Annotated in this window: 24 protein-coding genes and 3 pseudogenes; 15 read left to right on the forward strand and 12 right to left on the reverse strand. The window is 75.1% G+C overall.

The genetic code is table 11. The features are described from left to right. The first annotated feature begins 340 nt into the window (after positions 1-340). A pseudogene (locus tag ABEB13_RS13345) lies at positions 341-1656 on the forward strand (NAD(P)/FAD-dependent oxidoreductase). A 98-nt stretch (positions 1657-1754) separates the two neighbouring features. Here ABEB13_RS13345 and ABEB13_RS13350 read toward each other — a convergent pair. After that, the gene (locus ABEB13_RS13350; RefSeq protein ID WP_345705685.1) at positions 1755-3383 is read right to left on the reverse strand and encodes an NsdA family TPR-like regulatory protein; all 1629 of its coding nucleotides are present in this window, start codon (positions 3381-3383) and stop codon (positions 1755-1757) included. 298 nt (positions 3384-3681) lie between these two features. On the opposite strand from ABEB13_RS13350, the gene ABEB13_RS13355 reads away from it, so the two are divergent. The 7 genes from ABEB13_RS13355 (at position 3682) to ABEB13_RS13385 (ending at position 11022) form a co-directional block, all read left to right on the forward strand. After that, positions 3682-4455 carry a 3-hydroxybutyrate dehydrogenase gene (locus ABEB13_RS13355; RefSeq protein WP_345705686.1) on the forward strand — a complete coding sequence of 258 codons (774 nt, stop codon included), beginning with the start codon at positions 3682-3684 and terminating at the stop codon, positions 4453-4455. 87 nt (positions 4456-4542) lie between these two features. Continuing rightward, positions 4543-5886, forward strand: coding sequence for an MFS transporter (locus ABEB13_RS13360; protein ID WP_345705687.1), 1344 nt, complete (start codon positions 4543-4545; stop codon positions 5884-5886). Between the two features lie 121 nt (positions 5887-6007). Next, complete coding sequence (locus tag ABEB13_RS13365) at positions 6008-7900, forward strand: helix-turn-helix domain-containing protein (RefSeq protein WP_345709657.1); 1893 nt, start codon at positions 6008-6010, stop codon at positions 7898-7900. 102 nt (positions 7901-8002) lie between these two features. Continuing rightward, positions 8003-8773: a lipoyl(octanoyl) transferase LipB gene (gene lipB / locus ABEB13_RS13370; protein ID WP_380232159.1), complete on the forward strand. Its 771-nt coding sequence runs from the start codon at positions 8003-8005 to the stop codon at positions 8771-8773. A gap of 118 nt (positions 8774-8891) precedes the next feature. Then, positions 8892-9845 (forward strand): lipoyl synthase, encoded by a 954-nt coding sequence (lipA, locus tag ABEB13_RS13375; protein ID WP_345705689.1) that lies wholly within the window; start codon positions 8892-8894, stop codon positions 9843-9845. Between the two features lie 183 nt (positions 9846-10028). After that, positions 10029-10262, forward strand: coding sequence for a hypothetical protein (locus ABEB13_RS13380; protein WP_380232153.1), 234 nt, complete (start codon positions 10029-10031; stop codon positions 10260-10262). 61 nt (positions 10263-10323) lie between these two features. After that, complete coding sequence (locus ABEB13_RS13385) at positions 10324-11022, forward strand: DUF4191 domain-containing protein (RefSeq protein WP_380232154.1); 699 nt, start codon at positions 10324-10326, stop codon at positions 11020-11022. Between the two features lie 93 nt (positions 11023-11115). Here the strand turns inward: ABEB13_RS13385 and ABEB13_RS13390 are convergent, their stop codons facing one another. Beyond that, positions 11116-11583, reverse strand: a complete 468-nt coding sequence (locus tag ABEB13_RS13390) for an RDD family protein (RefSeq protein WP_345705690.1) — start codon at positions 11581-11583, stop codon at positions 11116-11118. A gap of 259 nt (positions 11584-11842) precedes the next feature. Here ABEB13_RS13390 and glnA point away from each other — a divergent pair, with 259 nt between their 5' ends. Further along, on the forward strand, positions 11843-13258 hold the full coding sequence (gene glnA / locus ABEB13_RS13395; RefSeq protein WP_345705691.1) for a type I glutamate--ammonia ligase: 1416 nt from the start codon (positions 11843-11845) through the stop codon (positions 13256-13258). 309 nt (positions 13259-13567) lie between these two features. Here glnA and ABEB13_RS13400 read toward each other — a convergent pair whose 3' ends face one another. Further along, the gene (locus tag ABEB13_RS13400) at positions 13568-13699 is read right to left on the reverse strand and encodes a hypothetical protein (RefSeq protein WP_345705692.1); all 132 of its coding nucleotides are present in this window, start codon (positions 13697-13699) and stop codon (positions 13568-13570) included. On the opposite strand from ABEB13_RS13400, the pseudogene ABEB13_RS40530 reads away from it, so the two are divergent. Together ABEB13_RS40530 and ABEB13_RS13405 are read left to right on the forward strand one after the other, a co-directional pair. Further along, a pseudogene (locus ABEB13_RS40530) lies at positions 13668-13898 on the forward strand (DUF1254 domain-containing protein); the annotation flags it as partial. The gene ABEB13_RS13400 and the pseudogene ABEB13_RS40530 sit on opposite strands and share 32 nt — an antisense overlap. A 596-nt stretch (positions 13899-14494) precedes the next feature. Then, positions 14495-14917, forward strand: a complete 423-nt coding sequence (locus ABEB13_RS13405; RefSeq protein ID WP_345705693.1) for a DUF1214 domain-containing protein — start codon at positions 14495-14497, stop codon at positions 14915-14917. 43 nt (positions 14918-14960) lie between these two features. Here the strand turns inward: ABEB13_RS13405 and ABEB13_RS13410 are convergent, their stop codons facing one another. The 3 genes and pseudogenes from ABEB13_RS13410 to ABEB13_RS13420 all read right to left on the reverse strand — a co-directional run bounded on the left by ABEB13_RS13410 (position 14961) and on the right by ABEB13_RS13420 (position 17103). Continuing rightward, positions 14961-15704, reverse strand: a complete 744-nt coding sequence (locus ABEB13_RS13410; protein ID WP_345705694.1) for a sensor histidine kinase — start codon at positions 15702-15704, stop codon at positions 14961-14963. A 75-nt stretch (positions 15705-15779) separates the two neighbouring features. Then, a pseudogene (locus ABEB13_RS13415) lies at positions 15780-16274 on the reverse strand (hypothetical protein); the annotation flags it as partial. A gap of 142 nt (positions 16275-16416) precedes the next feature. After that, on the reverse strand, positions 16417-17103 hold the full coding sequence (locus tag ABEB13_RS13420) for a response regulator transcription factor (protein ID WP_345705695.1): 687 nt from the start codon (positions 17101-17103) through the stop codon (positions 16417-16419). A 170-nt stretch (positions 17104-17273) separates the two neighbouring features. Here ABEB13_RS13420 and ABEB13_RS13425 point away from each other — a divergent pair, with 170 nt between their 5' ends. From ABEB13_RS13425 to ABEB13_RS13435, 3 genes are read left to right on the forward strand one after another with little or no spacing between them, the layout of a single operon-like run. Continuing rightward, positions 17274-18002, forward strand: a complete 729-nt coding sequence (locus ABEB13_RS13425; protein WP_345705696.1) for an MMPL family transporter — start codon at positions 17274-17276, stop codon at positions 18000-18002. Further along, the gene (locus ABEB13_RS13430; RefSeq protein ID WP_345705697.1) at positions 17999-19567 is read left to right on the forward strand and encodes an MMPL family transporter; all 1569 of its coding nucleotides are present in this window, start codon (positions 17999-18001) and stop codon (positions 19565-19567) included. Before ABEB13_RS13425 ends, ABEB13_RS13430 begins: the two co-directional genes overlap by 4 nt. Then, on the forward strand, positions 19564-20307 hold the full coding sequence (locus tag ABEB13_RS13435; RefSeq protein WP_345705698.1) for an LmeA family phospholipid-binding protein: 744 nt from the start codon (positions 19564-19566) through the stop codon (positions 20305-20307). Before ABEB13_RS13430 ends, ABEB13_RS13435 begins: the two co-directional genes overlap by 4 nt. A gap of 18 nt (positions 20308-20325) precedes the next feature. On the opposite strand, the gene murQ is transcribed toward ABEB13_RS13435, so the two are convergent. From murQ to ABEB13_RS13460, 5 genes are all read right to left on the reverse strand, one after another. Beyond that, positions 20326-21261, reverse strand: a complete 936-nt coding sequence (murQ, locus tag ABEB13_RS13440) for an N-acetylmuramic acid 6-phosphate etherase (protein ID WP_345705699.1) — start codon at positions 21259-21261, stop codon at positions 20326-20328. A 95-nt stretch (positions 21262-21356) separates the two neighbouring features. Then, positions 21357-21620 carry a DUF6011 domain-containing protein gene (locus ABEB13_RS13445; protein WP_345705700.1) on the reverse strand — a complete coding sequence of 88 codons (264 nt, stop codon included), beginning with the start codon at positions 21618-21620 and terminating at the stop codon, positions 21357-21359. A gap of 89 nt (positions 21621-21709) precedes the next feature. After that, entirely contained in the window at positions 21710-22081 is a 372-nt protein-coding gene (locus ABEB13_RS13450; protein WP_345705701.1) for a VOC family protein, read from the reverse strand. Positions 22082-22362: 281 nt separating this feature from the next. Beyond that, complete coding sequence (locus ABEB13_RS13455; RefSeq protein ID WP_345705702.1) at positions 22363-23499, reverse strand: PP2C family protein-serine/threonine phosphatase; 1137 nt, start codon at positions 23497-23499, stop codon at positions 22363-22365. 97 nt (positions 23500-23596) lie between these two features. After that, entirely contained in the window at positions 23597-24814 is a 1218-nt protein-coding gene (locus tag ABEB13_RS13460; protein ID WP_345705703.1) for a cytochrome P450, read from the reverse strand. A gap of 100 nt (positions 24815-24914) precedes the next feature. Here ABEB13_RS13460 and ABEB13_RS13465 point away from each other — a divergent pair, with 100 nt between their 5' ends. Continuing rightward, the gene (locus tag ABEB13_RS13465; protein WP_345705704.1) at positions 24915-25274 is read left to right on the forward strand and encodes an ArsC/Spx/MgsR family protein; all 360 of its coding nucleotides are present in this window, start codon (positions 24915-24917) and stop codon (positions 25272-25274) included. 10 nt (positions 25275-25284) lie between these two features. On the opposite strand, the gene ABEB13_RS13470 is transcribed toward ABEB13_RS13465, so the two are convergent. Further along, the gene (locus ABEB13_RS13470; protein ID WP_345705705.1) at positions 25285-25758 is read right to left on the reverse strand and encodes a pyridoxamine 5'-phosphate oxidase family protein; all 474 of its coding nucleotides are present in this window, start codon (positions 25756-25758) and stop codon (positions 25285-25287) included. Positions 25759-25776 lie beyond the last annotated feature (18 nt).

The raw sequence follows: 25776 nt of genomic DNA on the forward strand, positions 1-25776 counted from the left end.
GGAGGGGCAGTGGTGGCGCTCCGACAGCCGGCGGACGGCGCGAACAGGGGGCGCACGGTGGCAGGCAGAGGGCGCGTCGCGCGCCGCCGGTGACCGTGCGCGCCCGGCGCCGCCGCCCCGCCCGACTCTCGTCACCCCGCGTGACCGAATCGGTGCCCCGCCTTGCCGGATACCGGCCACACCTCGATTCGGTGCCATCGATCGGTCTGATCGACGTACTGACTGGGCATCACAAGGTCGGACCGTATCCCGGCACCCCGCTGCCCGCCTCGGCCGGAGCTCCACGGGCCCGGCCACGCGCGCGGGCCCCGGAGGCCGCCGTCAGGGAGGGAGCACTCGCGTGCCCGCTTACGACTTCACCCGCCGTACCCGCCACCCGTCGGACCCGGACGTCGTCGTGGTCGGCGCCGGCCTGTCGGGCCTGGCCGCCGCCCGCGCGCTGACCGGGCAGGGCCTCACCGTCCAGGTCCTGGAGGCCCAGGCGCACCTCGGCGGCCGCACGGCCACCCACGAACTGGACGGCTTCCGGCTCGACCAGGGCGTCCACCTGCTCAACACCGACCACCCCGAGCCGGGCCGCCGCCTCGACCTCGACCGGCTGGACCTGCGGCCGCTGTCCCCCGGGGTCCTGGTGCACAGCGCCGGCCGCCGCTACCGGGTGGGCGACCCCCAGCAGACGCCCGCCCGGCAGGCCGCGACCCGCGGCCCGCTCGGCAGCCCGCTCGACAAGGCCCGGCTGGCCGCCACCCTCGGCCGGCTCGCGGCCACCCCCGCCCCCGGCTGCTCGCCAGGCCGGAGACCAGCGCCGCCCGGGCGCTGGCCGACCGCGGCCTCGGCCCACGCACCGTGGACGGCTTCCTGAAGCCGCTGCTCGGCGCACTGCTCGGCGACCCCTCGCTCACCACCAGCAGCCGGGTCGCCGACCTGGTGCTGCGCTCGTACGCGCGCGGGCGCCTCTGCCTGCCCGCGCACGGCACCGGGGCACTTCCGGCGCAGCTCGCCGACGGGCTGCCGGCGGGCACCGTCCGGCTGGGCGTGGAGGTGACCGCGGTGGCGACGGACGGCGTGGAGACCGCCCGGCACGGCCGGATCGCGGCGTCGGCCGTGGTGCTGGCGTGCGACGCCCGGTCCGCGGCCGTGCTGCTGCCGGGCCTGCGGGTGCCGAGCTTCCACCCGGTGACCACCTATTACCACGCGGCCGACCGTTCGCCGCTCGGTGAGCCGTCCCTGCTGCTGGACGCCGACGCCTCGGGGGTCGCGCACACCTTGGTGCTGAGCGACGTGCACCCCTCGTACGCGCCGGCCGGCCGGGCGCTGATCGCCACCACGGTGCTCGGCCGCCGCGGGTTCGGGGCGGGCGGGCCGGCCGGGTTCGAGCCGGCGGTGCGCCGCCGGCTTGCCGAGCTCTACGGGACGCCCACCGAGGGGTGGGAGTTCCTGAGTGTGCGGCACCTCCCGGACGCGATACCGGCGATGCCCGCCCCGCACCATCTGCGGCGGTCGGTCCGGCTGCTCGCCGGGCTGTACGTCTGCGGGGACCACCGGGACACCAGCAGCGTGCAGGGCGCGCTGGTGTCCGGTCGCAGGGCCGCGCAGGCGGTGCTGCGCGACCTCGGGCTGGACACCGCGAGCCGCTCGGCGGACGTGGCGGCCTAGGGCTCGTCCGGCGCCGGGAGGGGCCGGCCCGGCCCGGAGGCACCCGGGCCGGCCGGCCCGGGTGCCCCGCCCGCTCGGACTCACCACCCCCGCTCAGATCACCCCCGCCTGCCGGGCCGCCTCCTCGAACGCGCGCACCGCGGGGTGGCCCGGTACGGCGCGAGGCGGCGGTGGAAGTCGCGCAGGTACTCGACGGTGCGGGCGGAGCGCATCTCGCCCGCCGCCCGCAGCGACTCGGTCGCCATCGTGCAGGACTCCTCCAGCTCGCCCATCCCGAGCCGGGCGGTGGCCAGCACCAGCCGGCACAGGATCCGGCTGCGCGCGTACGCCGGGGCGCGCAGCCGCAGCGACTTCTCCGCGTGCTGCGCGGCCGGCCGCCACTGCTGGAGATCCCGGTAGGAGTGGGCGAACTCGTCGGCGAGCTGCGCCTCGTCGAAGTAGCGCGCCCAGGACGGGGTCTCGTCGCCGGGCCGGGCGGCGGCCAGCGCCCGTTCGCAGCGCACCAGGGCGGCGGTGCACGCCCGGACGTCGCCGAGCAGGGCGTGGCCGCGGGCCTCCGCGCCGTGCATCAGCGCCTGGACGATCGGGGCCGCGGCGGTGCCGACGCCCTGCTGGGCGACCCGGGCCAGCTGGATGGCCTCCCGGCCGTGGCCGAGGTGGACGGCCTGCTGGCTCATGGTGGTGAGGATGAATCCGCCGAGGACCCGGTCGCCCGCCGCCTGGGACAGGCGCAGCGACTGGACGAAGTACCGCTGGGCCAGGCCGTGCGCGGCGATGTCGAAGGACGTCCACCCGGCGAGCCGGGTGAGGTCGGAGACGGCACCGAACAGGGCGCGGCCGATCTGCTCGCCGTAGCGGCCGCGGAGCATCGGCTCCGCCTCGCTCTCCAGGTAGCGCACCAGTGCCTGGCGGGCGTGGCCGCCGCCGTAGGCCTGGTCCAGGGCGCGGAACAGGTCGCCGACGGCGCGGATGGCGGCGATGTCGCCGCGGCCGACCCGGACGGCGGGCCGCGACTCGCGGCCCCCGGCGGCCGTCTCCGGGCCCTCGGGGCCGGAGGGCAGCGGGCGGCGCGCCTGCTGCGGGACCCTCGGCCCGGTGGGCCGGCCGACGGTGAGGCCGGGCCGGACGGCGCCGAGCTCCTCGGGCGGCAGGGTGGTGGCGTCCCGGGCGACCCGTTCGTCGGTGCGGCCGATCAGCCAGTCCCGACTGGGGACGACCAGCCCGGCCGGGGTGAAGGCGATCTTGCGGAGCTCGGCGTAGGGGCCGTTGTCCTTGCGCCACATGGAGGCGACGATGTCGACGGCCTCCTGCGGGGTCTCGGCGAACTCCAGTCCGGCGTACACCGGGGCGCAGGCGTCGAGGCCGACGTCCTGGGCGGTGAGCCGGCGGCCGAGGCGCCGGGTGAACACCTCGGCGATCAGCGCCGGGGTGGCTCCGCGGGGCTGCTGGCCGCGGAGCCAGCGGGTCACGGAGGTCTTGTCGTAGCGGAGGTCGAGGCCGTGTTCCAGGCCGAGCTGGTCGACGCGTCTGGCGAGACCGGCGTGCGAGAAGCCGGACTCCTCGATGAGGGAGGCCAGGTGCGGGTTCTGGGTGCGGTGGGCGCCCGACGCGGCGTCCGCCTGGTGGTCGTCGGGCGCGTGCGGAGGCACCGCGGCCTGCACGTCGTGCGGGTCGAGCGCGTCGAGCGGTCCGTACGCAGGGCTGTCGGTTGCAGGCCGTTGGGGCATATCAGTCAACACCTCTCGGGCGCCGCACCGGTCCCCCGGTGTTCGGGGCGGCACCCCCTGTCGGGAATCGGCGTGAATGTAGCGAGCATTCGGGCGCTATGGGCCTAATCGGACGGGCAATCCTCCGAACGGGTGACGCAAGCGCCCTCGTTCTGAGGAAGCCGGCGCCGCCGGTGTTTGACTGGTGCGGGCGCGGGCGCCCGATCGCCCCCATGGCGGTGGAACACACGTCCGGGTGCGGGTCTGTGGCAGCCGGACACATAGGAGCGCGGGCCCGCGCTTCCTACCGTTCTCGGCCATGGACACCACTTCAGCCGCGGCCCCGGCGGGACCGCTCGCCGGCCGGACGGCACTGGTCACCGGCGCGGCCTCCGGGATCGGACGGGCCTGTGCGGAGGCCTTCGCCGCCGCCGGCGCCCGGGTCTACGTCGTCGACCTGGCCGCCGGCCCGGCCGAGGAGCTCGCCGCGCGGATCGGCGGCGTCGCCGCCGTCGCCGACCTCTCCGACCCACGGGCGGTGGAGGACCTGCCGGACGACGCCGACATCGTGGTCAACAACGCCGGCCTGCAGCACGTCGCGCCGCTGCACGAGTTCCCGACCGAGCGGTTCACCCAGATCCAGCGGGTGATGGTCGAGGCACCGTTCCGGATCATCCGCCGCACCCTGCCGCACATGTACGAGCGGGAGTGGGGACGGATCGTCAACATCTCCTCGGTGCACGGCCTGCGCGCCAGCGCCTTCAAGTCCGCGTACGTGACCGCCAAGCACGCGCTGGAGGGGCTCAGCAAGACCGCCGCCCTGGAGGGCGCGCCGTACGGCGTGACCAGCAACTGCATCAACCCCGGCTACGTCCGCACCGCCCTGGTGGAGAAGCAGATCGCCGCCCAGGCACTGGCGCACGGCATCCGCGAGGACGAGGTGGTCGAGCAGATCATGCTCGACCGCACCGCCGTGAAGCGGCTGATCGAGCCGGACGAGGTCGCCCAGCTCGCGCTCTGGCTCTGCTCGCCGTCCGCGTCCTGCATCACCGGTGCCAGCCTCCCCGTGGACGGCGGCTGGACCGCGCACTGACCCCCGCCCCTGCCCTTCGCCCGCCCCGCCCTCCCCCGGACCGCCCTCCCCCGGACCGCCTCCCGACCCCCGAGAACAGGTGACCCCATGGCCCACTCTCCCGACGACGCGAGATCAGGCTCGAAGCTCTGGAAGGTCGTCGGTGCCAGCCTCATCGGCACCACGATCGAGTGGTACGACTACTTCCTCTACGGCACCGCCGCGGCCCTCGTCTTCGGCAAGGTGTTCTTCCCGAACACCGACCCGCTGACCGGCACGCTGCTCTCCTTCCTGACCTACGCGATCGGCTTCGCCGCCCGCCCGCTGGGCGCGCTGGTCTTCGGCCACTTCGGCGACCGGATCGGCCGCAAGCGGCTGCTGGTGCTGAGCCTGCTGCTGATGGGCGGCGCGACCGCCCTGATCGGCTGTCTGCCGACGTACCGCCAGGTCGGCGTGGCCGCACCGGTGCTGCTGACCGCGCTGCGGCTGGTGCAGGGCTTCGCGCTCGGCGGCGAGTGGGGCGGCGCGGTGCTGCTGGTCTCCGAGCACGGCGACAGCCGGCGGCGCGGCTTCTGGGCGTCCTGGCCGCAGGGCGGCGCCCCGGCGGGCAACCTGCTGGCGGCCGGCGTCCTGTCGCTGATGACCGGCGTGCAGTCCGACAGCGCCTTCCTGGCGTGGGGCTGGCGGGTGCCGTTCCTGCTCTCCGCGCTGCTGGTGATGGTCGGTCTGTGGATCCGGCTGTCGGTGGACGAGTCGCCGCTGTTCCGGCAGGCGCTGGCCGCGGCCGAGGCCCGCCGGAGCGTCGAGCAGCCGCCGCTGATCGCGGTGCTGCGCCACCACTGGCGGGACGTGCTGATCGCCATGGGCGCCCGGATGGCGGAGAACATCTCGTACTACGTGATGACCACCTTCGTGCTGGCGTACGCGGTGGGCCACGTCCACCTGCCCAAGCAGACCGCGCTGAACGCCGTCCTGATCGCCTCCGCCGTCCAGTTCGCGCTCATCCCGGTGTTCGGCGCGCTCTCCGACCGGGTCGGCCGCAAGCCCGTCTACCTGGTCGGCGCGGTGGGCGTCGGCATCTGGGCGTTCGTCTTCTTCGGCATGGTCGACAGCCGGTCGTTCGGCACCATGGTCGCCGCGATCACCGTGGGGCTGATCTTCCACAGCGCGATGTACGCGCCGCAGGCCGCCTTCTTCTCGGAGCTGTTCGCCACCCGGATGCGGTACTCCGGCGCGTCCATCGGCGCCCAGTTCTCCTCGGTGGCGGCGGGCGCCCCGGCCCCGCTGATCGCCACCGCCCTGCTCAAGGACTACGGCAGCGCCACCCCGATCGCGGTGTACGTCGCGATCGCGGCCGCGATCACGATCGTGGCGGTGCTCTGCGCCCGGGAGACCCGCGGCAGCGACCTCGCCGAGGCCGAGCCGGCCCCGGCGGCCGTGCCGGTGGGCTGAACCGCCCCCGCGGGGCGCGGGGCCGGGCGCGCGGCGCGGGCACGGGGCCCGCGCCGTTCCCCGGCCCCGCGCCCCGCCGTTGTTCCGCCCGTCCCGCAGGAATGGCACGATGGCCCGCACCATGAACGACCCCCACGACAGCTCGGCCCCGGCACTGCGGCGGCTGCTCGACCTGCTCGCCTCCGGCGCGGCCACCGAGGACTTCGCCGACGTGCTCGCCGACGCCCGGCGGCTCGGTGCGCCCCCGCAGGTGCTCGCCGAGATCGACGCGGCCACCTGGCAGGCGCTGCGGGTGCACCGCACGATGCGTCAGCACCGCCGCCGGGAGACCGAGCTGACGGCCCTGTTCGACACCGCGGGCGACCTCGCCGCCTCCCGCGACCTGGACGCCGTGCTGCAGGCCATCGTGCGCCGCGGCCGGATGCTGCTCGGCACCGACACCGCCTACCTGACCCTCCCGGACGAAGACGCCGGCGACACCTACATGCGGGTCACCGACGGCTCGGTGTCGCAGCTGTTCCAGACCCTGCGGCTCAGCCTCGGCGACGGGCTCGGCGGCCTGGTCGCGCAGACCGCCCGCCCCTACGCCACCCCGGACTACCGCACCGACGAGCGGTTCCACCACACCGGCACCATCGACGCCGGCGTGCTCGACGAGGGGCTGGTCGCCATCATCGGCGTGCCGCTGCTGCTGGGCGGCCGGGTCATCGGCGTGCTGTTCGCCGCCGACCGCTCGCCGCGGGCGTTCTCCCCCGACGAGGTGGCCCTGCTCTGCACGCTGGCGGCGCACGCCGCGATCGCCCTGGACACCGCCAAGGCACTGGCCGACACCCGCGCCGCGCTGGCCGACCTGGCGGCCGCCAACCACGTCATCCAGGCGCACTCGGCGGCCGTGCAGCGCGCCGAGCAGGCCCACGACCGGCTCACCGACCTGGTGCTGCGCGGCGCCGAGGTCGGGGCGGTGGCGGCCGAGGTGGCCACCCTGCTGGACGGCGAGGTCGCCGTGTACGACACCGAGGGCCACCCGCTGTCGGGCCGGCCCGGCGACGTCGGGGACCTCGCCGAGGCGCTCGCCGCCTCCCGCACCGAGGGCCGGGCCGTCCGGCACGGCCGCGACTGGGTCTGCGCCGTCCTCGCCGGGCAGGACCCGCTCGGCGGCCTGGTGCTGCGCGGCCGCCCCGACCTGGACGACCCGGACCGCCGGATCTTCGAACGGGCCGGTGTGGTCACCGCCCTGCTCCTGCTGCTGCGCCGCTCGGTCGCCGAGACGGAGAACCGGGTCCGCGGCGAGCTGCTCGCCGACCTGCTCACCGCCCCCGACCGGGACCCGGCCGGGCTCGCCGCCCGCGGCCGCCGGCTCGGCGTGGACCTGGCCCGGCCGCACCTGGTGCTGGTGGCCGCGAGCGAGCCCGAGGGCCGGGCCCGGCTGGCCGGCGCCGCCGCCCGCTACCTGTTCGGCACCCGGGGCATCAGCGCCGAGCACGGCGAGGCCGTGGTGGTGCTGCTGCCCGACGACGGCACCGACCCCGACCGGGCGGCCGCCGAGGCCGCCGACCGGCTCGCCCGGCTGGTCGGCTGCCCGGTCACGGTCGGCACCGGGCGGCCGGCCGCCGGTCCGGCCGCGCTGGCCGCCGCGCACGCCGAGGGGCTGCGCTGCGTCCGCGCCCTGCGGGTGCTGGGCCGGGACGGCGACGGCGCCTCGTCGGCCGGTCTCGGCTTCCTCGGCGTGCTGCTGGGCGACGGGCACGACGTGGAGGGCTTCGTCACGGCGGCGCTCGGCCCGCTGGTCGAGTACGACGCCCGGCGCGGCACCGAGCTGGTGCGGACACTGCGCGCGTACTTCGACTGCGGCGGCAGCCTGACCCGGGCCAAGGACGACCTGCACGTCCACGTGAACACCGTCGTCCAACGCCTGGACCGGATCGAGGTGCTGCTCGGCCGCGACTGGAGCGGTCCGGAGCGCTCGCTGGAGCTCCAGCTGGCGCTGCGGCTGCAGCTGCTCGCGGACGGCTGACCGGGCCACCCGAACGGCGCAACCGCAGGGCGTACAGTGGCGAGGTTGGTCTCGAACGCCTGGCAAGGAGCAGCGGTGAGCGAGGACGTACGGTTCGTGACGATGGGCATCGGCGAGGCGGCGGTGTCCTACGAGGCGGCGTGGGAGGAGCAGCAGCGCCTGCACGCGCTGCGGGTGGCGGACGAGATCCCGGACACCGTGCTGCTGCTGGAGCACCCGCCGGTGTACACGGCGGGCAAGCGGACCAACCCGGAGGACTACCCGCTGGACGGCACCCCCGTGGTGCAGGTGAACCGCGGCGGGGAGATCACCTGGCACGGCCCCGGCCAGCTGGTGGGCTACCCGATCGTGAAGCTGCCCGACCCGATCGACGTGGTGGCGTACGTGCGACGGCTGGAGGAGGCCCTGATCCGCGCCTGTGCCGAGCTCGGGGTGGCCACCTCGCGGGTCGAGGGCCGCAGCGGGGTGTGGGTGCTCGGCGAGGAGATCCCGGACGCCGTGGTGGACCCGGCCGAGGTGCTGGAGATCGGCAAGCTGACGCTGCGGATGGGTCTGCCGCTGGGCATCGACCCCCGGCTGGCGGGCCCCGAGTACGCCGCGTCCAACGCCGGGCAGCGCGGCGACGACCGCAAGCTGGCGGCGATCGGGGTGCGGGTGGCGCGCGGTGTGACGATGCACGGCTTCGCGCTGAACTGCGACCCGGACATGACCTGGTTCGACCGGATCGTGCCGTGCGGGATCCGCGACGCCGGGGTGGGTTCGCTCGCCTCGGAGCTGGGCCGGCCGTTCCCGGTCGGTGAGGCGCTGCCGGTCGTCCGGCGGCACCTGGCGGACGTCCTCGCGGAGCTCCCGGAGCCCGCGTTGGCCCGCTGAGGCGGGAATCTACCGGCCGGTACCTCTGTTGCCCTGCGAATGCCGGGCGGAGGTCCGGCGAAGACCCGGAAAGCACAGGCGTACCCTGGGGGTACCCCGTCTAGTTCTAGGAGTGCCCGTGTCCGCTGTCGCGCCCGACGGCAGGAAGCTGCTCCGCCTGGAGGTCCGCAACAGCGAGACCCCCATCGAGCGGAAGCCCGAGTGGATCAAGACCCGGGCGAAGATGGGGCCCGAGTACAACGCGCTCCAGTCGCTGGTGAAGAAGGAAGGGCTGCACACGGTCTGCCAGGAGGCCGGCTGCCCGAACATCTTCGAGTGCTGGGAGGACCGTGAGGCGACGTTCCTCATCGGCGGCGACCAGTGCACCCGCCGCTGCGACTTCTGTCAGATCGACACCGGCAAGCCCGCCGAGTTCGACCGCGACGAGCCGCGCCGGGTCGCCGAGTCCATCGTGACCATGGACCTGAACTACGCCACCATCACCGGTGTCGCCCGTGACGACCTGCCGGACGGCGGCGCCTGGCTGTACGCCGAGACGGTGCGCCAGGTGCACGCGCTGACCGCCGACCGCCAGGCCGGGCGGACGGGCGTCGAGCTGCTGATCCCGGACTTCAACGCGGTGCCCGAGCAGCTCGCCGAGGTCTTCTCCTCGCGCCCCGAGGTGCTGGCGCACAACGTCGAGACGGTGCCGCGGATCTTCAAGCGGATCCGCCCGGCGTTCCGCTACGAGCGGTCGCTGGACGTCATCACCCAGGCCCGTGCGGCCGGCCTGGTCACCAAGTCGAACCTGATCCTGGGCATGGGCGAGACCCGCGAGGAGGTCAGCCAGGCGCTGGCCGACCTGGTGGGCGCCGGCTGCGAGCTGATCACCATCACCCAGTACCTGCGGCCGTCGCTGCGCCACCACCCGGTCGAGCGCTGGGTGAAGCCGCACGAGTTCGTGGAGCTGCAGCAGGAGGCCGAGGAGCTCGGCTTCGCCGGTGTGATGTCCGGGCCGCTGGTCCGCTCGTCGTACCGGGCCGGCCGGCTGTACCGGCAGGCGCTGGAGCACCGGGAGCGCACGGCGGTCTGAGGCCGTTCGGCAGTGCGGAGGAAGGCGGCGGTCCCGGACCGCCGCCTTCCGGCGTTCCGCCTTGCCGTTGCGCGGCTTTCATGCGACTTTGACGGGCAGGTCACCGATCGGTAACACCACCGGGGGATGCTGACGGAGTCGGCGTCCACCCGGTCATGAGGGGAGCTGTTGAGCATGGGGGCAGTGAGCGGAGTACCGCGCGGCCTGGTCCCGACCCGGATGCGGTCGGTGGGCGGTGCGCTGCGGTACGCCGAGAGCGTGCTGCTGGCCGGCGGCCAGCGGCAGGCCCGCAGGAACGCCTGGGCGGCGGTCTGCGAGAACCGCCGGCACGCGGCCGAGCGCGAGCTCGACGGCAGCGGTGACGGGGCTCACGGCGGGGCCCCGGACCCTGCGGTGGTCGGCCGCCGGCACGCCTGAGCGGCCGCACCGGCGGTGTCGGGGCCACCGCCCTTGGATATACCGCCCCCCGCCACGTACCATGAGCGTCATGGCGAGGGAAACATCCGAGAACCCCGGACGGCTGAAGCAGATCCGTCTGGCATACACCATGACCAAGAAGGTCGACACCAAGATCGGCCTGATCATCGCAGGCGTCGGCCTCATCACCTTCGGCGTGTTCCTCGCCATCGGCTTTGCGATCGGCCACCCCATCTACCTGGGGATCCTCGGCTTCGTCGTGGGCTTCCTGGCGATGGCCGTGGTCTTCGGACGCCGGGCCGAGCGGGCCGCCTTCGGGCAGATGGAGGGCCAGCCGGGCGCGGTCGCGGCGGTGCTGAACAACATCCGGCGCGGCTGGAACGCCAACCCGACGCCGGTGGCGGTCACCCGCAACCAGGACGCGGTCTACCGCGCCGTGGGCCGGCCGGGCATCGCCCTGATCGGCGAGGGCAACCCGAACCGGGTGCGCCCGCTGCTGGCGGCCGAGAAGAAGAAGATGGCGCGCGTGGTCGGCGACGTCCCGGTGCACGACATCATGGTCGGCGACGGCCAGGGCGAGGTCCCGCTGAAGAAGCTCCAGGTGCACCTGATGCGCCTGCCGCGCTCGATCACGCCCGCCCAGGTCACCGAGACCAACGACCGGCTGCGGGCGCTGGGCGACCTGCTCTCGAAGGCGCCGATCCCCAAGGGCCCGATGCCCAAGGGTGCCCGGATGCCCAAGGGCGGCCAGGTCCGCTGACCCCGCCCCCGGGCGGCCTTCCCTCACGACACACCACGGCCCCGCCGCGATCCTCTCGCGGCGGGGCCGTTCGACGTCCGGGCCCGGGGCGGGTCAGATGCGGATCTCGACCGTGCCGACCGCCTTGTCGTGCAGGCCGCGGCCGTCGCGGTCCCAGACGGCGGCGGGGACGACCAGGCACAGCAGCAGGGTGCGGAGCAGCACCTGGGGGATGGTGGCGCGGCGGCCGTCCAGGCGGACGATCCGCAGGCCGAACAGCCGCTTGCCGACGGTCGTGCCGGCGGTGGCGAGCAGCAGCACGGTGACCACGTAGAAGAGCGGGGTGGTCCACAGGTTGGCCCCGGCCCGGTCGCCGTGGGAGAGCAGGCCGTACGCGACGAGGCTGCACAGCCAGCCGTCGACGAACAGGGCGCCCAGCCGGCGGCCCGGGCCCGCGAGGGAACCGGAGCCCTCCTTCGGGAGGCCGAGGCGCTCGCCGCGGTGGCCGAAGTCGGCACCCATCTTCTCGGCGGCCGCCTTCGGGCCGTCGATCCACGATCCCAACGCTTCTCTGGTATCCACGAAATCCACAGTATCCGGGCGTTCCGGGCGATCTTCGGCGGCCTCCCCCGACGGGGTGAACCGTGTCGCCACGAGAGGGACAAGTGGTCCAGACCACTCGCCGCCCACCCCCGGCCAGGGCGGGGCGATTTGCCCGAAACCGTACGTGTTTGCCGCCCCCGTCGGCGCGCCCGGTTAACATGCAGGAAACGAACGAGTCACCAATCGGAAACGGGCGGCTCCTACCGTGAGGCCGATACCCGCTCGCTGAGGAGGATCGATGTTCACCAACGCCGACGAGGTCAAGCAGTACATCGCCGACAACGACATCAAGTTCGTCGATGTCCGGTTCTGCGACCTGCCGGGCGTCCTGCAGCACTTCGCCGTGCCCGCATCGACCTTCGATCCGTCCGAGACGCTGATGTTCGACGGCTCGTCGATCCGCGGCTTCCAGGCCATCCACGAGTCCGACATGGCGCTCGTCCCGGACCTGGCGACCGCGCGGCTCGACCCGTTCCGCACCGAGAAGCACCTGAACATCAACTTCTTCATCCAGGACCCGATCACGGGTGAGGCCTACAGCCGCGACCCGCGCAACGTCGCCCGGAAGGCCGAGGCCTACCTCGCCTCGTCCGGCATCGCCGACACCGCGTACTTCGGCCCCGAGGCCGAGTTCTACGTGTTCGACGAGGTCCGCTACGAGACCAGCGCGAACGCCTCGTACTACCACATCGACTCGATCGCGGGCGCCTGGAACACCGGCCGGGTGGAGGAGGGCGGCAACCGCGGCTACAAGGTCAAGTACAAGGGCGGCTACTTCCCCGTCCCGCCGGTCGACCACTTCGCCGACCTGCGCGCCGAGATGTCGCTGGAGCTCGCCGCCGGCGGCCTCCAGGTGGAGCGCCAGCACCACGAGGTCGGCACGGCCGGCCAGGCGGAGATCAACTACAAGTTCAACACCCTGCTGCACGCCGCCGACGACCTGATGCTGTTCAAGTACATCATCAAGAACGTCGCCTGGCGGAACGGCAAGACCGCGACCTTCATGCCCAAGCCGATCTTCGGCGACAACGGCTCCGGCATGCACGTGCACCAGTCGCTGTGGACGAGCGGCTCGCCGCTCTTCTACGACGAGCAGGGCTACGCGGGTCTGTCCGACACCGCCCGCTACTACATCGGCGGCCTGCTGCGGCACGCACCCTCGCTGCTCGCCTTCACCAACCCGTCGGTGAACTCGTACCACCGCCTCGTCCCCGGCTTCGAGGCACCGGTCAACCTGGTCTACTCGCAGCGCAACCGCTCGGCCGCGATCCGCATCCCGATCACCGGCTCCAACGCCAAGGCCAAGCGCATCGAGTTCCGCGCGCCCGACCCGTCCTCCAACCCGTACCTGGCCTTCTCGGCCATGCTGATGGCCGGCCTGGACGGCATCAAGAACAAGATCGAGCCGCTGGAGCCGGTCGACAAGGACCTGTACGAGCTCGCGCCCGACGAGCACTCCGCGGTGCCGCAGGTGCCGTCCTCGCTGCCGGCCGTGCTGGAGGCGCTGGAGGCCGACCACGAGTACCTGCTCGCCGGCGGCGTGTTCACCCCCGACCTGATCGAGACCTGGATCGACTTCAAGCGCACCAACGAGATCGCCCCGATCTCGCTGCGGCCGCACCCGCACGAGTTCGAGCTGTACTTCGACCTGTAGGACCCCTCCGGCCTGCGGGGACGCAGGTCGAAAGGCTGCTGCCTCCGCAGGCCGGCGAACTGCCGGCCTGCGGAGGCGTGTCCGGGCGACGACATGCACCCCCGGCGGCGTCGGCCCAGGGTCGGATCACCACCGGCCTGCAGCACAAGGGGACCGCGTGCCCGAGATCGAGTCCGCGCCCGCCTCCCTCGTCACCCCCGACACCGTGAAGACCACCGCCGGCACCTTCGAGTTCGCCGACGGGCTGCCGACCGAGGAGACCGCGGCGGCGGTGTACGCGCAGCTGGACCGGATGCACGGCATCGAGGCCTACCGGGCCGGGCTGCCGGCGGTGTCGCTGTGGGCGATGCGCAGGGCGATGCTGGCGGCCGGGGTGGCCGACGGGGACGTCCCGCTCTTCTCCGAGCTGATGGACAGCCGGTCGCTTTTCCTGACCGCCAACGCGGACACCGTCTACTTCTTCACCTTCCTCGACCTCTCCGCCGGGCCGCTGGTGGTCGACGTCCCCGGACCGGACCGCGGCCAGGGCGGCCGGTACCTGTTCGCCGGCCCCGGGTACGAGGGCCCGCTGCCCGAGGGCGGCGTGTCCGTGCACCGGGTCCGCACGAGCCGGGTGTGGCTGCTGGGCCGTTGCTTCCTGGAGGACGGCGACCCGGCCCCGGCCGCCCGCCGGATCCGCGAACAGCTGAGGATCACGCCCTGCACCCCCGGCGGCCACGGCACCTCCGTCGCCTCCTTCCTGCTCGGCCGGGCCGCGCTCGCCGAGCCCACCGGGCCGCGCCCGCCCCGGTTCGTCGAGGGCAGCGGCCTGGTGATCAACACCGTCGCGCCGGTGGACGCCTCCTTCTTCACCCTGCTCGACGAGGCCCTTCAGGCCGAGAGCGCCGGTGCCCTCGATCCCGAGGTGGCCGCACCGATCGCGGCCGTCGGCATCGTCCACGGCCGCCCCTTCGAGCCGGACGCCGCCCGGCAGGAGGTCCTGGCGGACGCCGCCGCGACCGCCAACGCCTATGTGCGCACGGTGGCGATGCGCCCGCGCGCCGCCGAGGGCTTCGACTTCTACCCGGGCAGCGGCTCCCGCTGGACCTCGCCGCTCTTCAGCGGCGGCTTCGACTTCCAGGCGGCGCCGCCGCTGGTCACCCGCGACGGCCTCCAGCCGTTCCCCGACCGCGGTGCCAAGCACCTCAACGCCCGGGCCGCCTTCTTCTACCTGGCCACCGGCATCACCCCGGCGATGTGCATGAACCTCCCCGGATCGGCTCGCAGTACGTCGGGACCACCCTGGACGCCACCGGAGCCCCGCTGGACGGCGACCGGACCTACCGGCTGGTGCTGCCGCCGGACATCCCCGCCGAGAAATTCTGGTCGATCACCCTGTACGACACCCGGACGCGCTCCATGCTCGCCACCGACCAGCGCTTCCCCCGCGCCGGTTCGCAGTCCTGCCCGACCCCGGCGGCCGTCCCCGACAAGGACGGCTCCACCAGCCTGTGCTTCGCCCCCTCCCGCCCGGACGGCGTGCCCGAGGGCAACTGGGTGCAGACCCTGCCCGGCCGCAACTGGTTCGCCCTCCTGCGCTTCTACAACCCGCTGCCCGCCTGCTTCGACAAGTCCTGGCGCCCCGGCGAGATCGAACCCGTCTCCCCCGCGAACGCCTGAACCGCCGCCGCCCAGGAGGAACACACCGGCTGCGGGGCCGTCCTCAGCGGGGCGGGGGCGCGGGCGGCAGGGTGACGGTGAACGCGGCGCCGCCCTCCGGGCCGTGGCCCCGCACCGCGACCGAGCCGCCGAGCAGGCCGGCCAGGCGGTGGGCGATGGCCAGGCCCAGGCCGCTGCCGACCGGGCGGACGGACCGGTAGCGCTCGTGCAGCGCACCGCTGTCGAAGGCGACCCGGACGTCGTCGTCGGTGAGGCCGGGGCCGCCGTCGCGGACCTCCAGCCGGGCTCCGCCGCCGTCGGCCGGACGGACGGCCAGCACCACCGGCCGCCCGGCGGGCGTGACCCGCAGCGCGTTCTGCACCAGCCCGTCGATCAGCTGCCTGACCCGGAAGGCGTCCGTGGCCACGACCACCGCCTCCGGCTCCTGCTCCGGCTCCTGCGGCGCCCCGGACGGCCGCGGCGGCTCGCACCGCAGCCCGACGCCGTGGCGGGCCGCGGGCTCGGCCCAGAACGCGGCCGCCTCGGCGACCAGGGCGGTGAGGTCGGTGGCGGCGGTCTCCAGCCGGAAGTCGTCGGCCTCCAGCCGCGCCAGGTCCAGCAGGTCGCCGAGGAAGCGGTCCAGCCGCTGGGTCTCGCCGGCCAGGATCCGCCCGACCTCGGGGAGCCGTTCGGGCTCGATCATGCCGTCCGCGAGCGCCTCGGCGTAACCGCGCAACGCCGTCAGCGGCGTGCGCAGCTCGTGCGAGACCGACAGCAGGAACTCGCGCTGGCGGTTCTCGCTGTGCACCAGCGAGCCGTCCAGGACGTTGAGCGCATGGCCGATCTCCGCGGCCTCGCGCGGCCCGTCCACCCCGGCCCGTACGCCGCGTTCGCCGTCGGCGAGCCGGTGCGCGACCCGCGCCGCCGCGACCAGCGGGCGGGCGATCCGGCGGGCCAGCAGCCCCCGGCCAGGGCCGCGCCCACCATGCCCACGACCAGCGGCAGCAGCGTGTTGCGGCGGATCCGGTCGGTGTCCCGCGCGACGACCGCGTACGGCTCGGTGAGCACCACGGCGCCGCCGCGCGGTCCCGGCCGCCCCACCAGCAGCACCTCCTCGCCGCCCAGCACGCCCCGGGTGTCGACCGGCCGCCCGGCCAGCAGGTCGGCCCTGGACGCCAGGTCGACGGCCGGGGTCGCGGCCCCGGCGATCGCGCCGTCCGCGCCGAGGACGGCCAGCCGCTCGCCGTTCGGGCCGCCCAGCGCCTGGGCGCCGTCGAAGAGCGGCTGCGACAGGTCGGGCATCCGGCTGAGCAGCGTGGCCTGCCGCCCCAGCCGGTCGCGCTCGCGCTGCTCGGTGCCGTGCGCGGCGGTCTGCCAGGCGATCAGCCCGGTCAGCGCCACCGCGAGCGCCGCCACGGCCGTGGTCAGCAGCACGATGTTGCGGGCCAGCGACCCGCGGCGGTGCGGAGCCGGGCGCCCCTCGGAGACCGGACGCCCCTCTGCCGCCGGGTGCCGCTCGGTCATGCGTCGGTGTCCGCGGCGCTGTAGCCGACCCCGCGGACGGTACGGATCGGGCTGGCGTCCCCGAGTTTGGCGCGCAACTGGGAGACGAAGACGTCGACCATCCGGGTGTCGCGGTACCGCGGGTAGCCCCACACCTGGGCGAGCAGCTGCTCGCGGGTGAAGACCTGCCCGGGGTGGCGCAGCAGGTGCGCGATCAGGTTGAACTCGGTGGCGGTGAGCTCCACCGGCACGCCGTCCCGCCGCACGGTGCGGCTGACCGGGTCGACGCCGATCCGGCCCACCGCGGCCGCCGGCGCACCGGGCGGGCCGGCGGACCGGCGCAGCACCGTCCTGACCCGGGCCACCAGCTCCCGCGGCGAGAACGGTTTGGTCAGGTAGTCGTCGGCCCCCAGCTCCAGGCCGAGGATCCGGTCGGCCTCCTCGCCGCGCGCGGTCACCAGCAGGACCGGCGTCCAGTCACCGGCGTCGCGCAGCGCCCGGCAGAACGCGATGCCGTCCAGGCCCGGCAGGCCGATGTCCAGCACGATCGCCACCGGATGCATCCGCCGGGCCGCGGCCAGCCCGGCGAGCCCGTCCGTCTCCACGTGCACGCCGAAGCCCTCACGGGCCAGGTAGAGCCGCTGGACGTCGGCGATGTGGGCCTCGTCCTCGACGACCAGCACGAGACCCCTGGATTCCGTCATGGCCGCCTCTCCTCCCGCGCCGCCGCGCCGTACGCCGGGTGCGCCGCGCGTCGGCGCACGGCCGATGCTAACCAGGTCCGACGCGGTGCCCGGGGCGCGGGCCGGGCGTCCGTACACTCCCCGAACACTGCGCCAACCTGGCCCTTACAGGCCTCGCCCAGGGTGGGGCCATGAAATCCGAATCGGGCGAACGCCCCGGACTGCTGCACCGGACGGGCCGCTGGTGCGCCCGGCACGCCTGGCGCACCGTCGCCGCCTGGGTCCTCCTGCTGGTCGCCGTCGGCGTGGCCGACGCGCGGTGGGGCGGCACCTACGCGGACAGCTTCTCGCTGCCCGGCACCGGCACCCAGACCGGCACCGACCTGCTCAAGGCGCACGGCAGCGCCGGCGTCGGCGGGATCACCGCGCCGGTCGTGATCCGCTCCGACGATGGGGCGCTGACGGACCACCGGGCCGCGATCGCGTCGGCGGTCACCGCGCTCGGCCGGCTGCCGCACGTCCTCGCGGTGGCCGACCCGCTGGCCACCCCCGGTGCGGTGTCCGCGGACGGCGGCACCGCCCTGATCACCGTCCGCTTCGACGCCGGCCCGGCCGGCTTCGGGTCCTCCTACCTCACCGGGGTCGACGCCGCCGTCCGGCCGCTGCGCGAGGACCGCCTCACCGTGGAGTACGGCGATCCGCTCGGGCAGCTCGCGGCGCCGAAGGCGGCCGACCGCGCCTCGGAGGCGATCGGCGTCGGCGTCGCCGTCCTGGTGCTGCTCGTCGGCTTCGGCAGCGTCGCGGCCGCCGGGCTGCCGCTGCTGACCGCGGTGCTCGGCCTGGCCGTGGGACTCGGCGGCCTCGGCCTGCTCGCCGCTCACGTCGACTTCGCCCGGGCCGCGCCGACCTCGCCGCGATGATGGGCCTGGGCGTCGGCGTCGACTACGCGCTGTTCCTCACCACCCGGCACCGGGCGCTGCTGCGCGAGGGAGCGGACCCGGCCGAGGCGGCCGGCCGGACGGTCGCCACGAGCGGCCGGGCGGTGCTGGTCGCCGCCGCCACCGTCGCGATGGCGCTGGCCGGGCTGTACGCCTCCGGTGTCGCGTTCATCGGCACGCTCGGCGTGGCCGCCGGGCTGACCGTCCTGGTGGCCGCGGCCGCCTCGCTGACGCTCACCCCCGCGCTGCTCGGCCTGCTGGGCCGGCGCATCGACCGGCTCCGGGTCCGCACCCCGGTCGCCGAGCCCACCGGCGACGGCGACCTGTGGCACCGCTGGGCCGGCACGGTCGGCCGCCGTCCGTGGCTGTTCCTGATCGGCGGCCTGCTGCTGCTCGGCGTCCTGTCCGTGCCGTTGGCCGGCCTGCGGCTCGGGCACGTCGACGCGGGGGCGCAGCCCGCCACGGCCACCGACCGCCGCGCCTACGACCTGGTCCGCGCGGGATTCGGCCCCGGCGCCAACGGCCCGCTGACGGTGGTCGTCCAGCTCGACAGCCGGCAGGTCGCCGACCAGCGGCTGCGGGCCGGGCTCGCGGACTCCCTCCGGCGGGACCTGGCGGCGGTGCCCGACGTGGCCTCGGTGACCGCCCCGGCCCCGAGCCCGGACCAGGACCTGCTGGTCGCCACGGTGACGCCGGCCGGCGGCCCGCAGGAGAGGTCCACCGCCGAGCTGTTCCACACCCTGCAGCGCGACACCCTGCAGCGGGCGCTCGCGGGGACGGGCGCCACCGGCTACGTCACCGGCGCCACCGCCGCCGGGCTGACCTTCACCGACCGGCTCGCCGACCGCCTGCCGGTGGTCGTCGGCGTCGTCGTCGCGGCCGCGTTCCTGCTGCTGCTCACGGTGTTCCGCAGCCTGCTGGTGGCGGTCAAGGCCGCCGTGCTGAACCTGTTCTCCATCGGCGCCGCGTACGGCGTCGTGGTGGCGGTCTTCCAGTGGGGCTGGGGCGGCCCGCTGCTGGGCGTCGGCGAGAGGGTCCCGGTCGAGTCGTACGTGCCGATGATGATGTTCGCCATCGTCTTCGGACTCTCCATGGACTACGAGGTGTTCCTGCTCTCCCGGATCCGGGAGATCTGGCTGCACCGCGGGGACAACCACCTGGCCGTGGCCGGCGGGCTCGCCGCCACGGCGCGGGTCATCACCTGCGCGGCGATGATCATGACGAGCGTGTTCCTGGCCTTCCTGCTCTCCCCGGACGTGGTGGTCAAGATGCTGGCCCTGGGCCTGGGCGTCAGCGTGGTCATCGACGCCACGGTCGTCCGGCTGCTGCTGGTGCCCGCCACCATGTACCTGTTCGGCCGTGCCAACTGGTGGCTCCCGCGGTGGCTGGACGCCGTGCTGCCGCACCTCGATCCGGAGGGGCCGGGCAGCCGTGTGCCGCAGCCGCCCGGCCGCGGCGCGCCGGACGGGGTGCCGGACGCCCGCCCCGGCGCCGGGCGGGCCGACGGGCCGGGCGCGGCCGCCCCGGCCGGGGGTGACCGGCGGTGACGCGGCGGCTCTCCCGGGTCCGCGCCGCGGTGCGACGGCACCGCGTCGCCACCGCCGCGGGCGTCGCCCTGGCCGTGCTGTGCGCGGCCGGTGCGGGCGAACTCACCGCCCGTGACCTGCTCCGTGACCGCATCGCCGGGGCCGCCCCGGCCCTCGGCGGCGATGTCACGGTCGGCGGGGCGGGCGGTTCGGTGCTCTGGGACCTGATGACGCGGCACATCCCGCGGCTCGACGTCGGCAGCGACCACGCGGGCCTCGGGCCGCTGCCGGACGTCTCGTTCCGCGCGCACCTGGACGATGTCCGCCTCGGCGGGCCCGGCCGCGGCAGCGTCGCCGGCACCCGGGCCGAGGTCACCGTGCCGACGGGGTCGATCGGTGCGGCGGTCGAGGCCGTCGTCCGGGCCACCCACCCGTCGATGCCGGTCGCCTCGGTCGACACCGACCCGGCCGCGGGGACGGTCACCGTCGCGCTCGGCCCGGGCGGGGTCGGCCTGCTGACCCTGCGTCCGGCGGTCACCGGCGGCCGGGTCACGCTCACCGTGGCGAGCCTGACCGTGCTCGGCCGCCCCGTCGCCGCCGACGCGCTCGGCGGGCCGGGCGGCCTGGGCGGCGGCCTGGGGGCCCTGCCCGGACCGCAGCGGCCCTACCCGCTCGGCCTGACGGCCACCTCCGTACGGACCCTGCCAACCGGTCTGACGATCACACTGAAGGGCGGCCCGAGCACGCTGGGCGGGTCCTGACGCCGGCCCCCGGCGGGCTCAGGGCGTGCGGTTCGTGCCCGGCGCCGCGTCCACCGCGTCGCGCAGCCGGCCGCCGTGCTCCGCGAGGAGGCGGGCGGCCGGCTCGGGGGCGAGGCCGGTGAGCAGCGCGAGGATCGCGGGCTTCACCTCGCCGCCGGCGGCCGCCAGCGCGCGGTCGACCGCCTCCCGGTCGGCGCCGGTGGCGAGGGTGACGATCCGGTGGCAACGGGCCCGGAGCTTCTCGTTGGTGGCCCGCAGGTCGACCATGAGGTTCCCGTAGGTCCGGCCGAGCCGGACCATCGTGATCGTGGAGAGCATGTTGAGCACCAGCTTCTGGGCGGTGCCCGCCTTCAGCCGGGTGGAGCCGGTGAGCAGTTCGGGGCCGACCACCACCTCGATCGCGTGCTCGGCGGCGGCGCCGAGTTCGGAGTCCGCGGTGCAGGCCAGCCCCACCGTGAGGGCGCCCAGCGCGCGGGCGTGCTCGACGGCGGCCACCGCGTACGGGGTGCGGCCCGAGGCGGCGATGCCCACCACCGCGTCGTCGGCGGACAGCCCGATGGCGGTCAGGTCGGCGACTGCGGCCCGGCGGCTGTCCTCGGCGCCCTCGACGGCGTTCAGCACGGCATCGGAGCCGCCCGCGATGAGCGCGACCACCTGCCCGGGGTCGGTGCCGAAGGTGGGCGGGCACTCGGCCGCGTCCAGCACCCCGAGCCGGCCGGCGGTGCCGGCCCCCGCGTAGACCAGCCGGCCGCCCTTGGCGAGCTGCTCGGTGATCGCGTCGACGGCCGCGGTGATCTCCGGCAGCCGGCGGGCGACCGCGGCCGGGACACCGGCGTCCTCGGCGTTCATCAGGGCGGCGATCTCGGCGGTCGGCAGCCGGTCGAGCCCGGCCAGTTCGGGGCGGTGCGCCTCGGTGGCGAGGCTGTCCAGCCGGGTACGGAGGTCGTCGGTCATCGGCGGGCTGCCTTCGCTCGGGGATCGGTGCGGGGTGGGCCGGACGACGGCGTGCGGGGTGGGCGGGGCGCACGGGGCGGCGGCCTGCGGTCCGGTCACGGGGACCGGTCCGGCACGGTGCCGTCCGGTTCCCGCCCGCGGCCCGGCGGGACGGCCGGTGCCGTACCGCTCCCGGGGAGGCCCGGCAGCACGTCCTGCTCGCCCGCGAGGACCCGGACGGGCTCCTCGGGGCCGCGGCACTCGCGCCCCAGCCGCAGCATCCGTGACACCGGATCGTGGAGCGGGCGGCCGCAGCGCCGGCAGGTGACGCGCTCCGGGAGGCGCGGCGGGATCGGCGGGATCAGGGCGGGTTCCGGCATGCCCCGATTCTCCCCGGCGCAGGGGCCCACCGGGGAGTACCTCCGGGGTGGAGCCCCGTACCCGCCGCCGATCCCGTCGGGTCTGCCGGTCAGCCGATCTGCACGACGGACAGCACGTTGCCCGCGGGGTCGGTGAACCAGGCGACCAGCGGGCCGGGCCCCCGGACGATGCCCTTCTCGTCGGCGTCGAAGCCCGGGTAGCGCTGGATGTCGATGCCGCGCCGGACGAGCTCGTCCACGGCCTGCTCGATGTCCTCGACCGGGAAGTTCAGCACGGTGAAGGTCGCCGGGACGTGGTTGTCCTTCGGGTAGACGAGGACATCGGCGCCGCTGCCGAGGTGCAGGCGCAGCATGCCCTCGTCCGCGGTGACGTCCAGTCCGAGCGTCTCGCCGTAGAAGCCCCTGGCCCGGTCGATGTCGTCGACGGCGAACCCGCTGAACGCCTTGCTGCTTCCGAACACGGACCGGTCCTCTCCTCGCGGCCGCCCCGCCGGCGGCCGGACGTTCCCGACCCTAGTACCGCGTCGGGCAACCTTCGCCCTGTCGCGGCCGATGCACCCCGACTGGACGCACCGGCGGCGCGTCCGAGTACGTCCAGTGCGAGGACGCTCCGCCGGCACGCCCAGCCGGGCGCCTCGGACCGCTCCTCGACGGGCGAAAGTTGCCCGACGCGGCCCTGGGCACCGACGGCCGCCGAGGCGCGCCGGACGGTGGGGCGCGCCGGACGGCGGGGGTGCGCGAGTCAGGCGCTCGTGCCGGGCGGCGCGGGGGTGAGGGCGAGCACGGCGAGGTCGTCCGCGAGCCGGCCGGAGTGCAGCCGGACGTCGCGGTCGAGGAAGTCGACCACCACCGCCGGGTCGGTGCTGCCGAGGGCGGCCAGGCGCGCCTTCAGCGGGTAGAAGGCACCGGAGGAGTCCCGTGCCTCGCTGACGCCGTCGGTGTGCAGCAGCAGGGTGTGGCCGTGCGGCAGGTCCACGCCGGTCGGCCGGTGGCCGCCGTCGGCGAGGTGGCCCAGCCCCAGCGGCAGGTACGCCGGCCCGCGCACCGGCCGCACCCCGTCCGGCCCGAGCAGCAGCGGCGTCAGGTGGCCGCGGTTGACCAGGTCGACGCGGGTGCCCGGGGCGCAGTGCTGGACGAGCACCGCGGTGACGAACAGCTCGTCGTCGCCGCCGTCCGTCGCGTCGCGCAGCACGTGCCGGTCGAGCTGCGAGGCGAGTTCGCCGAGGTCCGCGGTCTCGTGCGCGGTGACCCGGAAGGCGCCGAGCACGTCCGCGACCGTCCGGACGGCGTCCAGCCCCTTGCCCCGGACGTCCCCCAGCAGGATCCGGGTGCCGAAGCGGGTCTCGCAGACCTCGTACAGGTCGCCGCCGATGCCCATGTCGGCCTGCGCCGCCCGGTAGCGGCCGGCGGTCCGCAGGCCGCCCGCCCGGACCGGCACCGGGCGCAGCACCGCGTGCTGGAGTTCGTCCGCGATGCTGCGTACCCGGACGAGGTCGCGGGCCTGCCGCCCCCGCTGCCAGGACAGCGCCGTCCCCATGACTCCGGCCAGGCCGGTGGAGACGTACGCCCAGACGTGGTGCTGCTCGGTGAGGTGGCCGACCCCGGCGGCGAGCAGGAGCTGGAGGCCGATCGCCAGCACGGTGGAGAGGGCGACGGCGACCGGGCCGAAGCCGAAGGCGACGACCACCGGCAGCACGCTGAGCAGGAAGCCCGCGGCCGTGGTGTGCGGCCAGGTCACGTCGAAGAACAGCTCGACGACGATGAGCAGCACCGGCAGCAGCAGCACCCAGCGCGGAGGGCGGGTGGCCTCGGCGATCTGCTGCCGTCGCCGGATGCTCCTCCGGGCGGGGGTGGGCGGGACGGGTGCGCGGGTGGACATCCCGTCCATCGTCGCCGAGCCCGGACGATCGCGCGCGGGGGCCGGACCGGCCGCCGCAGCGTCCCGGGCCGTCGGCCGGGGCGGGCGACCGGGACCGTCAGCCGAGGGTGACCGGCAGGGTGCCGTAGCCGCGCAGGACCAGGCGGTCGCGGCGCTCGGGGGCGCCGGCCGGGGCCAGCCCGGGGAAGCGGGCCAGCAGCGCGGGCAGCGCCACCGCGGCCTCCAGCCGGGCCAGCTGGGCACCCAGGCAGTAGTGCGGGCCGCCGCCGAAGCTGAGCGGATGGCTGTCGCGGCGCGTCGGGTCGAACCGGTCGGGGTGCGTGTAGCGGCGGGGGTCGCGGTTGGCGGCGCCGATCAGCAGGAAGACGCCGGTGCCGCGCGGGACGGGGACGCCGCCGGCCTCCAGGCCGTCGGCCAGGGCGATCCGCGAGGTCAGCTGCACGGGCGAGTCGAACCGCAGCACCTCGTCGGTCAGGCCCTGCGGGTCGAAGGTGCCGGCCCGCAGCGCCGCGGCGGCCCCCGGATGCTCGAAGAGCAGCGCCAGGGCGTTGCCGAGCAGGTTGGTGGTGGTCTCGAAGCCCGCCACGAGCAGCAGCACCAGGTTGGCCAGCAGCTCGTGGCCGGAGAGCCGGCCGGGCTCCGCCGCCGCGACCTGGACCAGCGCGCTGACCAGGTCGTCCTGCGGGTGGGCGCGGCGCCGGGCGGCGAGCTCGGTGAAGTAGCCGGACAGCTCGTCGGCGGCCGCGTCGGCCGCGGCGAGCTCGTTGTCGTCGGCGACCAGCTCCAGGGCGGCCGTCAGGTCGGAGGCGAGGCCGCGGAAGCGGTACCTGTCCTCGGCCGGCACGCCGAGGAGTTCGCAGATCACCCCGACCGGCAGCCGGAAGGCAAAGGTGTCCATGACGTCGACCGGCGAGCCGTCGGCGCCCTGCGCGGCCGTCTCGTCCAGCAGGGCGTGCACGGCGGCCGTGACGGCCGGCTCCAGCGCGGCGACCCGGCGCGCGGTGAAGACCGAGGCGATCAGCGAGCGCATCCGGCCGTGGTGCGGCGCGTTGCTCTCCAGGATCGAGCGGGAGAGCAGCACCTTGGCGGGGTGGTCGGCGAACTCCGGCTCCCACTGCTCGCGCAGCTCGGTGTCGGCCACCCGGAAGGCGGGCGTGCGGAGCACCTGGTCGGCCTCGCGATGGCCGGTGACCAGCACCAGGTCGGGCCCGCAGGACGCGACCGGGCCCAGCCCGCGCGCCAGCTCGTACAGGGCGTACGGATCCGCCCGCCCCGCCGGCGTCATCAGCTGCTCGATGATGGCCTCGCCGTCCACCCGTGCCCCCACCCTGGTCCTGACCTGGTCCTGCCCTGACAACCGCCGGGCCCGGGACGGAGTTCCCCGGCGTCCGAGGACCGCCCGATAGGGTGACGGGATGGAGATCTGGATCAACCCGGCCTGCAGCAAGTGCCGGACGGCCGTCGGTGAACTCGACGCGGCCGGGGTCGAGTACACCGTCCGCCGCTACCTCGACGAGCCGCCGACCGTCGCCGAACTGGAGGCCGTGCTCGGCCGGCTCGACCTGGACCCGTGGCACATCACCCGGCTCGACGAGCCGGCCGCCAAGGAGCTCGGCATGCGGGAGTGGCCGCGCGAGCAGGCCGACCGGGCACGCTGGATCGCCGCGCTGGCCGAGCGGCCGATCCTGATCCAGCGCCCGATCATCACCGCCGAGGACGGGCACGCCGTGGTGGCCCGCACCCCCGAGGCCCTGCGGTCCGTCCTGCCCTCCTGAGCCGGACCGCTCAGGAGCGGCGGACCTCGCGGACGTCCTCGCCGGGCCGCCAGGAGCGGATCAGCAGCTCGTCCCCCTCGACGGTGGTGAGCACCACCTCGGCGGGCTCCAGCCGGAAGGCGTGGAACGGCCCGGGCGGCGCCGGCTGCGGCAGGTCCGACTCGTAGGCGGCCAGGTCGACCGGGTCGCTGATCTCGACGGCGGTGCCGGACACCTTGGCGTCGCCGGCCGCCATCGTCTCGTCCGCGGGGTTGCTGTGCAGCGCGAAGCGCCCGTCCCGCTGGAGATCCCGTGCCTTCACGGCCCCCCACATCGAGCCGATCGTGAGGTCCGCGCCGATGAACTGCACCTCCGTGCCGCTGACCCGGGGCGCTCCGTCACGCCGAAGGGTGCCCAGCACATGGTGCTTGTTGGCCTCGAACCGGGCGCGCACCAGCGGCGCGAGATCGGGGGCCTCGTGCTCGAAATCCTGCCAGGTCGTCATACCGCCCAGTCTGGCAGC

Origin of the sequence: Kitasatospora paranensis (assembly GCF_039544005.1) — a bacterium.
Classification (GTDB): Bacteria; Actinomycetota; Actinomycetes; order Streptomycetales; family Streptomycetaceae; genus Kitasatospora; species Kitasatospora paranensis.

What these genes read in the sequence shown, in the direction of transcription:
- ABEB13_RS13420 (WP_345705695.1), bottom strand. Translation starts at nt 17,103, where the DNA reads ATGACGGAATCCAGGGGTCTCGTGCTGGTCGTCGAGGACGAGGCCCAC.
- glnA (WP_345705691.1), top strand. Translation starts at nt 11,843, where the DNA reads ATGTTCACCAACGCCGACGAGGTCAAGCAGTACATCGCCGACAACGAC.
- ABEB13_RS13385 (WP_380232154.1), top strand. Translation starts at nt 10,324, where the DNA reads ATGAGCGTCATGGCGAGGGAAACATCCGAGAACCCCGGACGGCTGAAG.
- ABEB13_RS13455 (WP_345705702.1), bottom strand. Translation starts at nt 23,499, where the DNA reads ATGTCCACCCGCGCACCCGTCCCGCCCACCCCCGCCCGGAGGAGCATC.
- ABEB13_RS13430 (WP_345705697.1), top strand. Translation starts at nt 17,999, where the DNA reads ATGATGGGCCTGGGCGTCGGCGTCGACTACGCGCTGTTCCTCACCACC.
- ABEB13_RS13465 (WP_345705704.1), top strand. Translation starts at nt 24,915, where the DNA reads ATGGAGATCTGGATCAACCCGGCCTGCAGCAAGTGCCGGACGGCCGTC.
- murQ (WP_345705699.1), bottom strand. Translation starts at nt 21,261, where the DNA reads ATGACCGACGACCTCCGTACCCGGCTGGACAGCCTCGCCACCGAGGCG.
- ABEB13_RS13470 (WP_345705705.1), bottom strand. Translation starts at nt 25,758, where the DNA reads ATGACGACCTGGCAGGATTTCGAGCACGAGGCCCCCGATCTCGCGCCG.
- ABEB13_RS13355 (WP_345705686.1), top strand. Translation starts at nt 3,682, where the DNA reads ATGGACACCACTTCAGCCGCGGCCCCGGCGGGACCGCTCGCCGGCCGG.
- ABEB13_RS13425 (WP_345705696.1), top strand. Translation starts at nt 17,274, where the DNA reads ATGAAATCCGAATCGGGCGAACGCCCCGGACTGCTGCACCGGACGGGC.
- ABEB13_RS13360 (WP_345705687.1), top strand. Translation starts at nt 4,543, where the DNA reads ATGGCCCACTCTCCCGACGACGCGAGATCAGGCTCGAAGCTCTGGAAG.
- lipB (WP_380232159.1), top strand. Translation starts at nt 8,003, where the DNA reads ATGGGCATCGGCGAGGCGGCGGTGTCCTACGAGGCGGCGTGGGAGGAG.
- ABEB13_RS13365 (WP_345709657.1), top strand. Translation starts at nt 6,008, where the DNA reads ATGAACGACCCCCACGACAGCTCGGCCCCGGCACTGCGGCGGCTGCTC.
- ABEB13_RS13350 (WP_345705685.1), bottom strand. Translation starts at nt 3,383, where the DNA reads ATGCCCCAACGGCCTGCAACCGACAGCCCTGCGTACGGACCGCTCGAC.
- ABEB13_RS13445 (WP_345705700.1), bottom strand. Translation starts at nt 21,620, where the DNA reads ATGCCGGAACCCGCCCTGATCCCGCCGATCCCGCCGCGCCTCCCGGAG.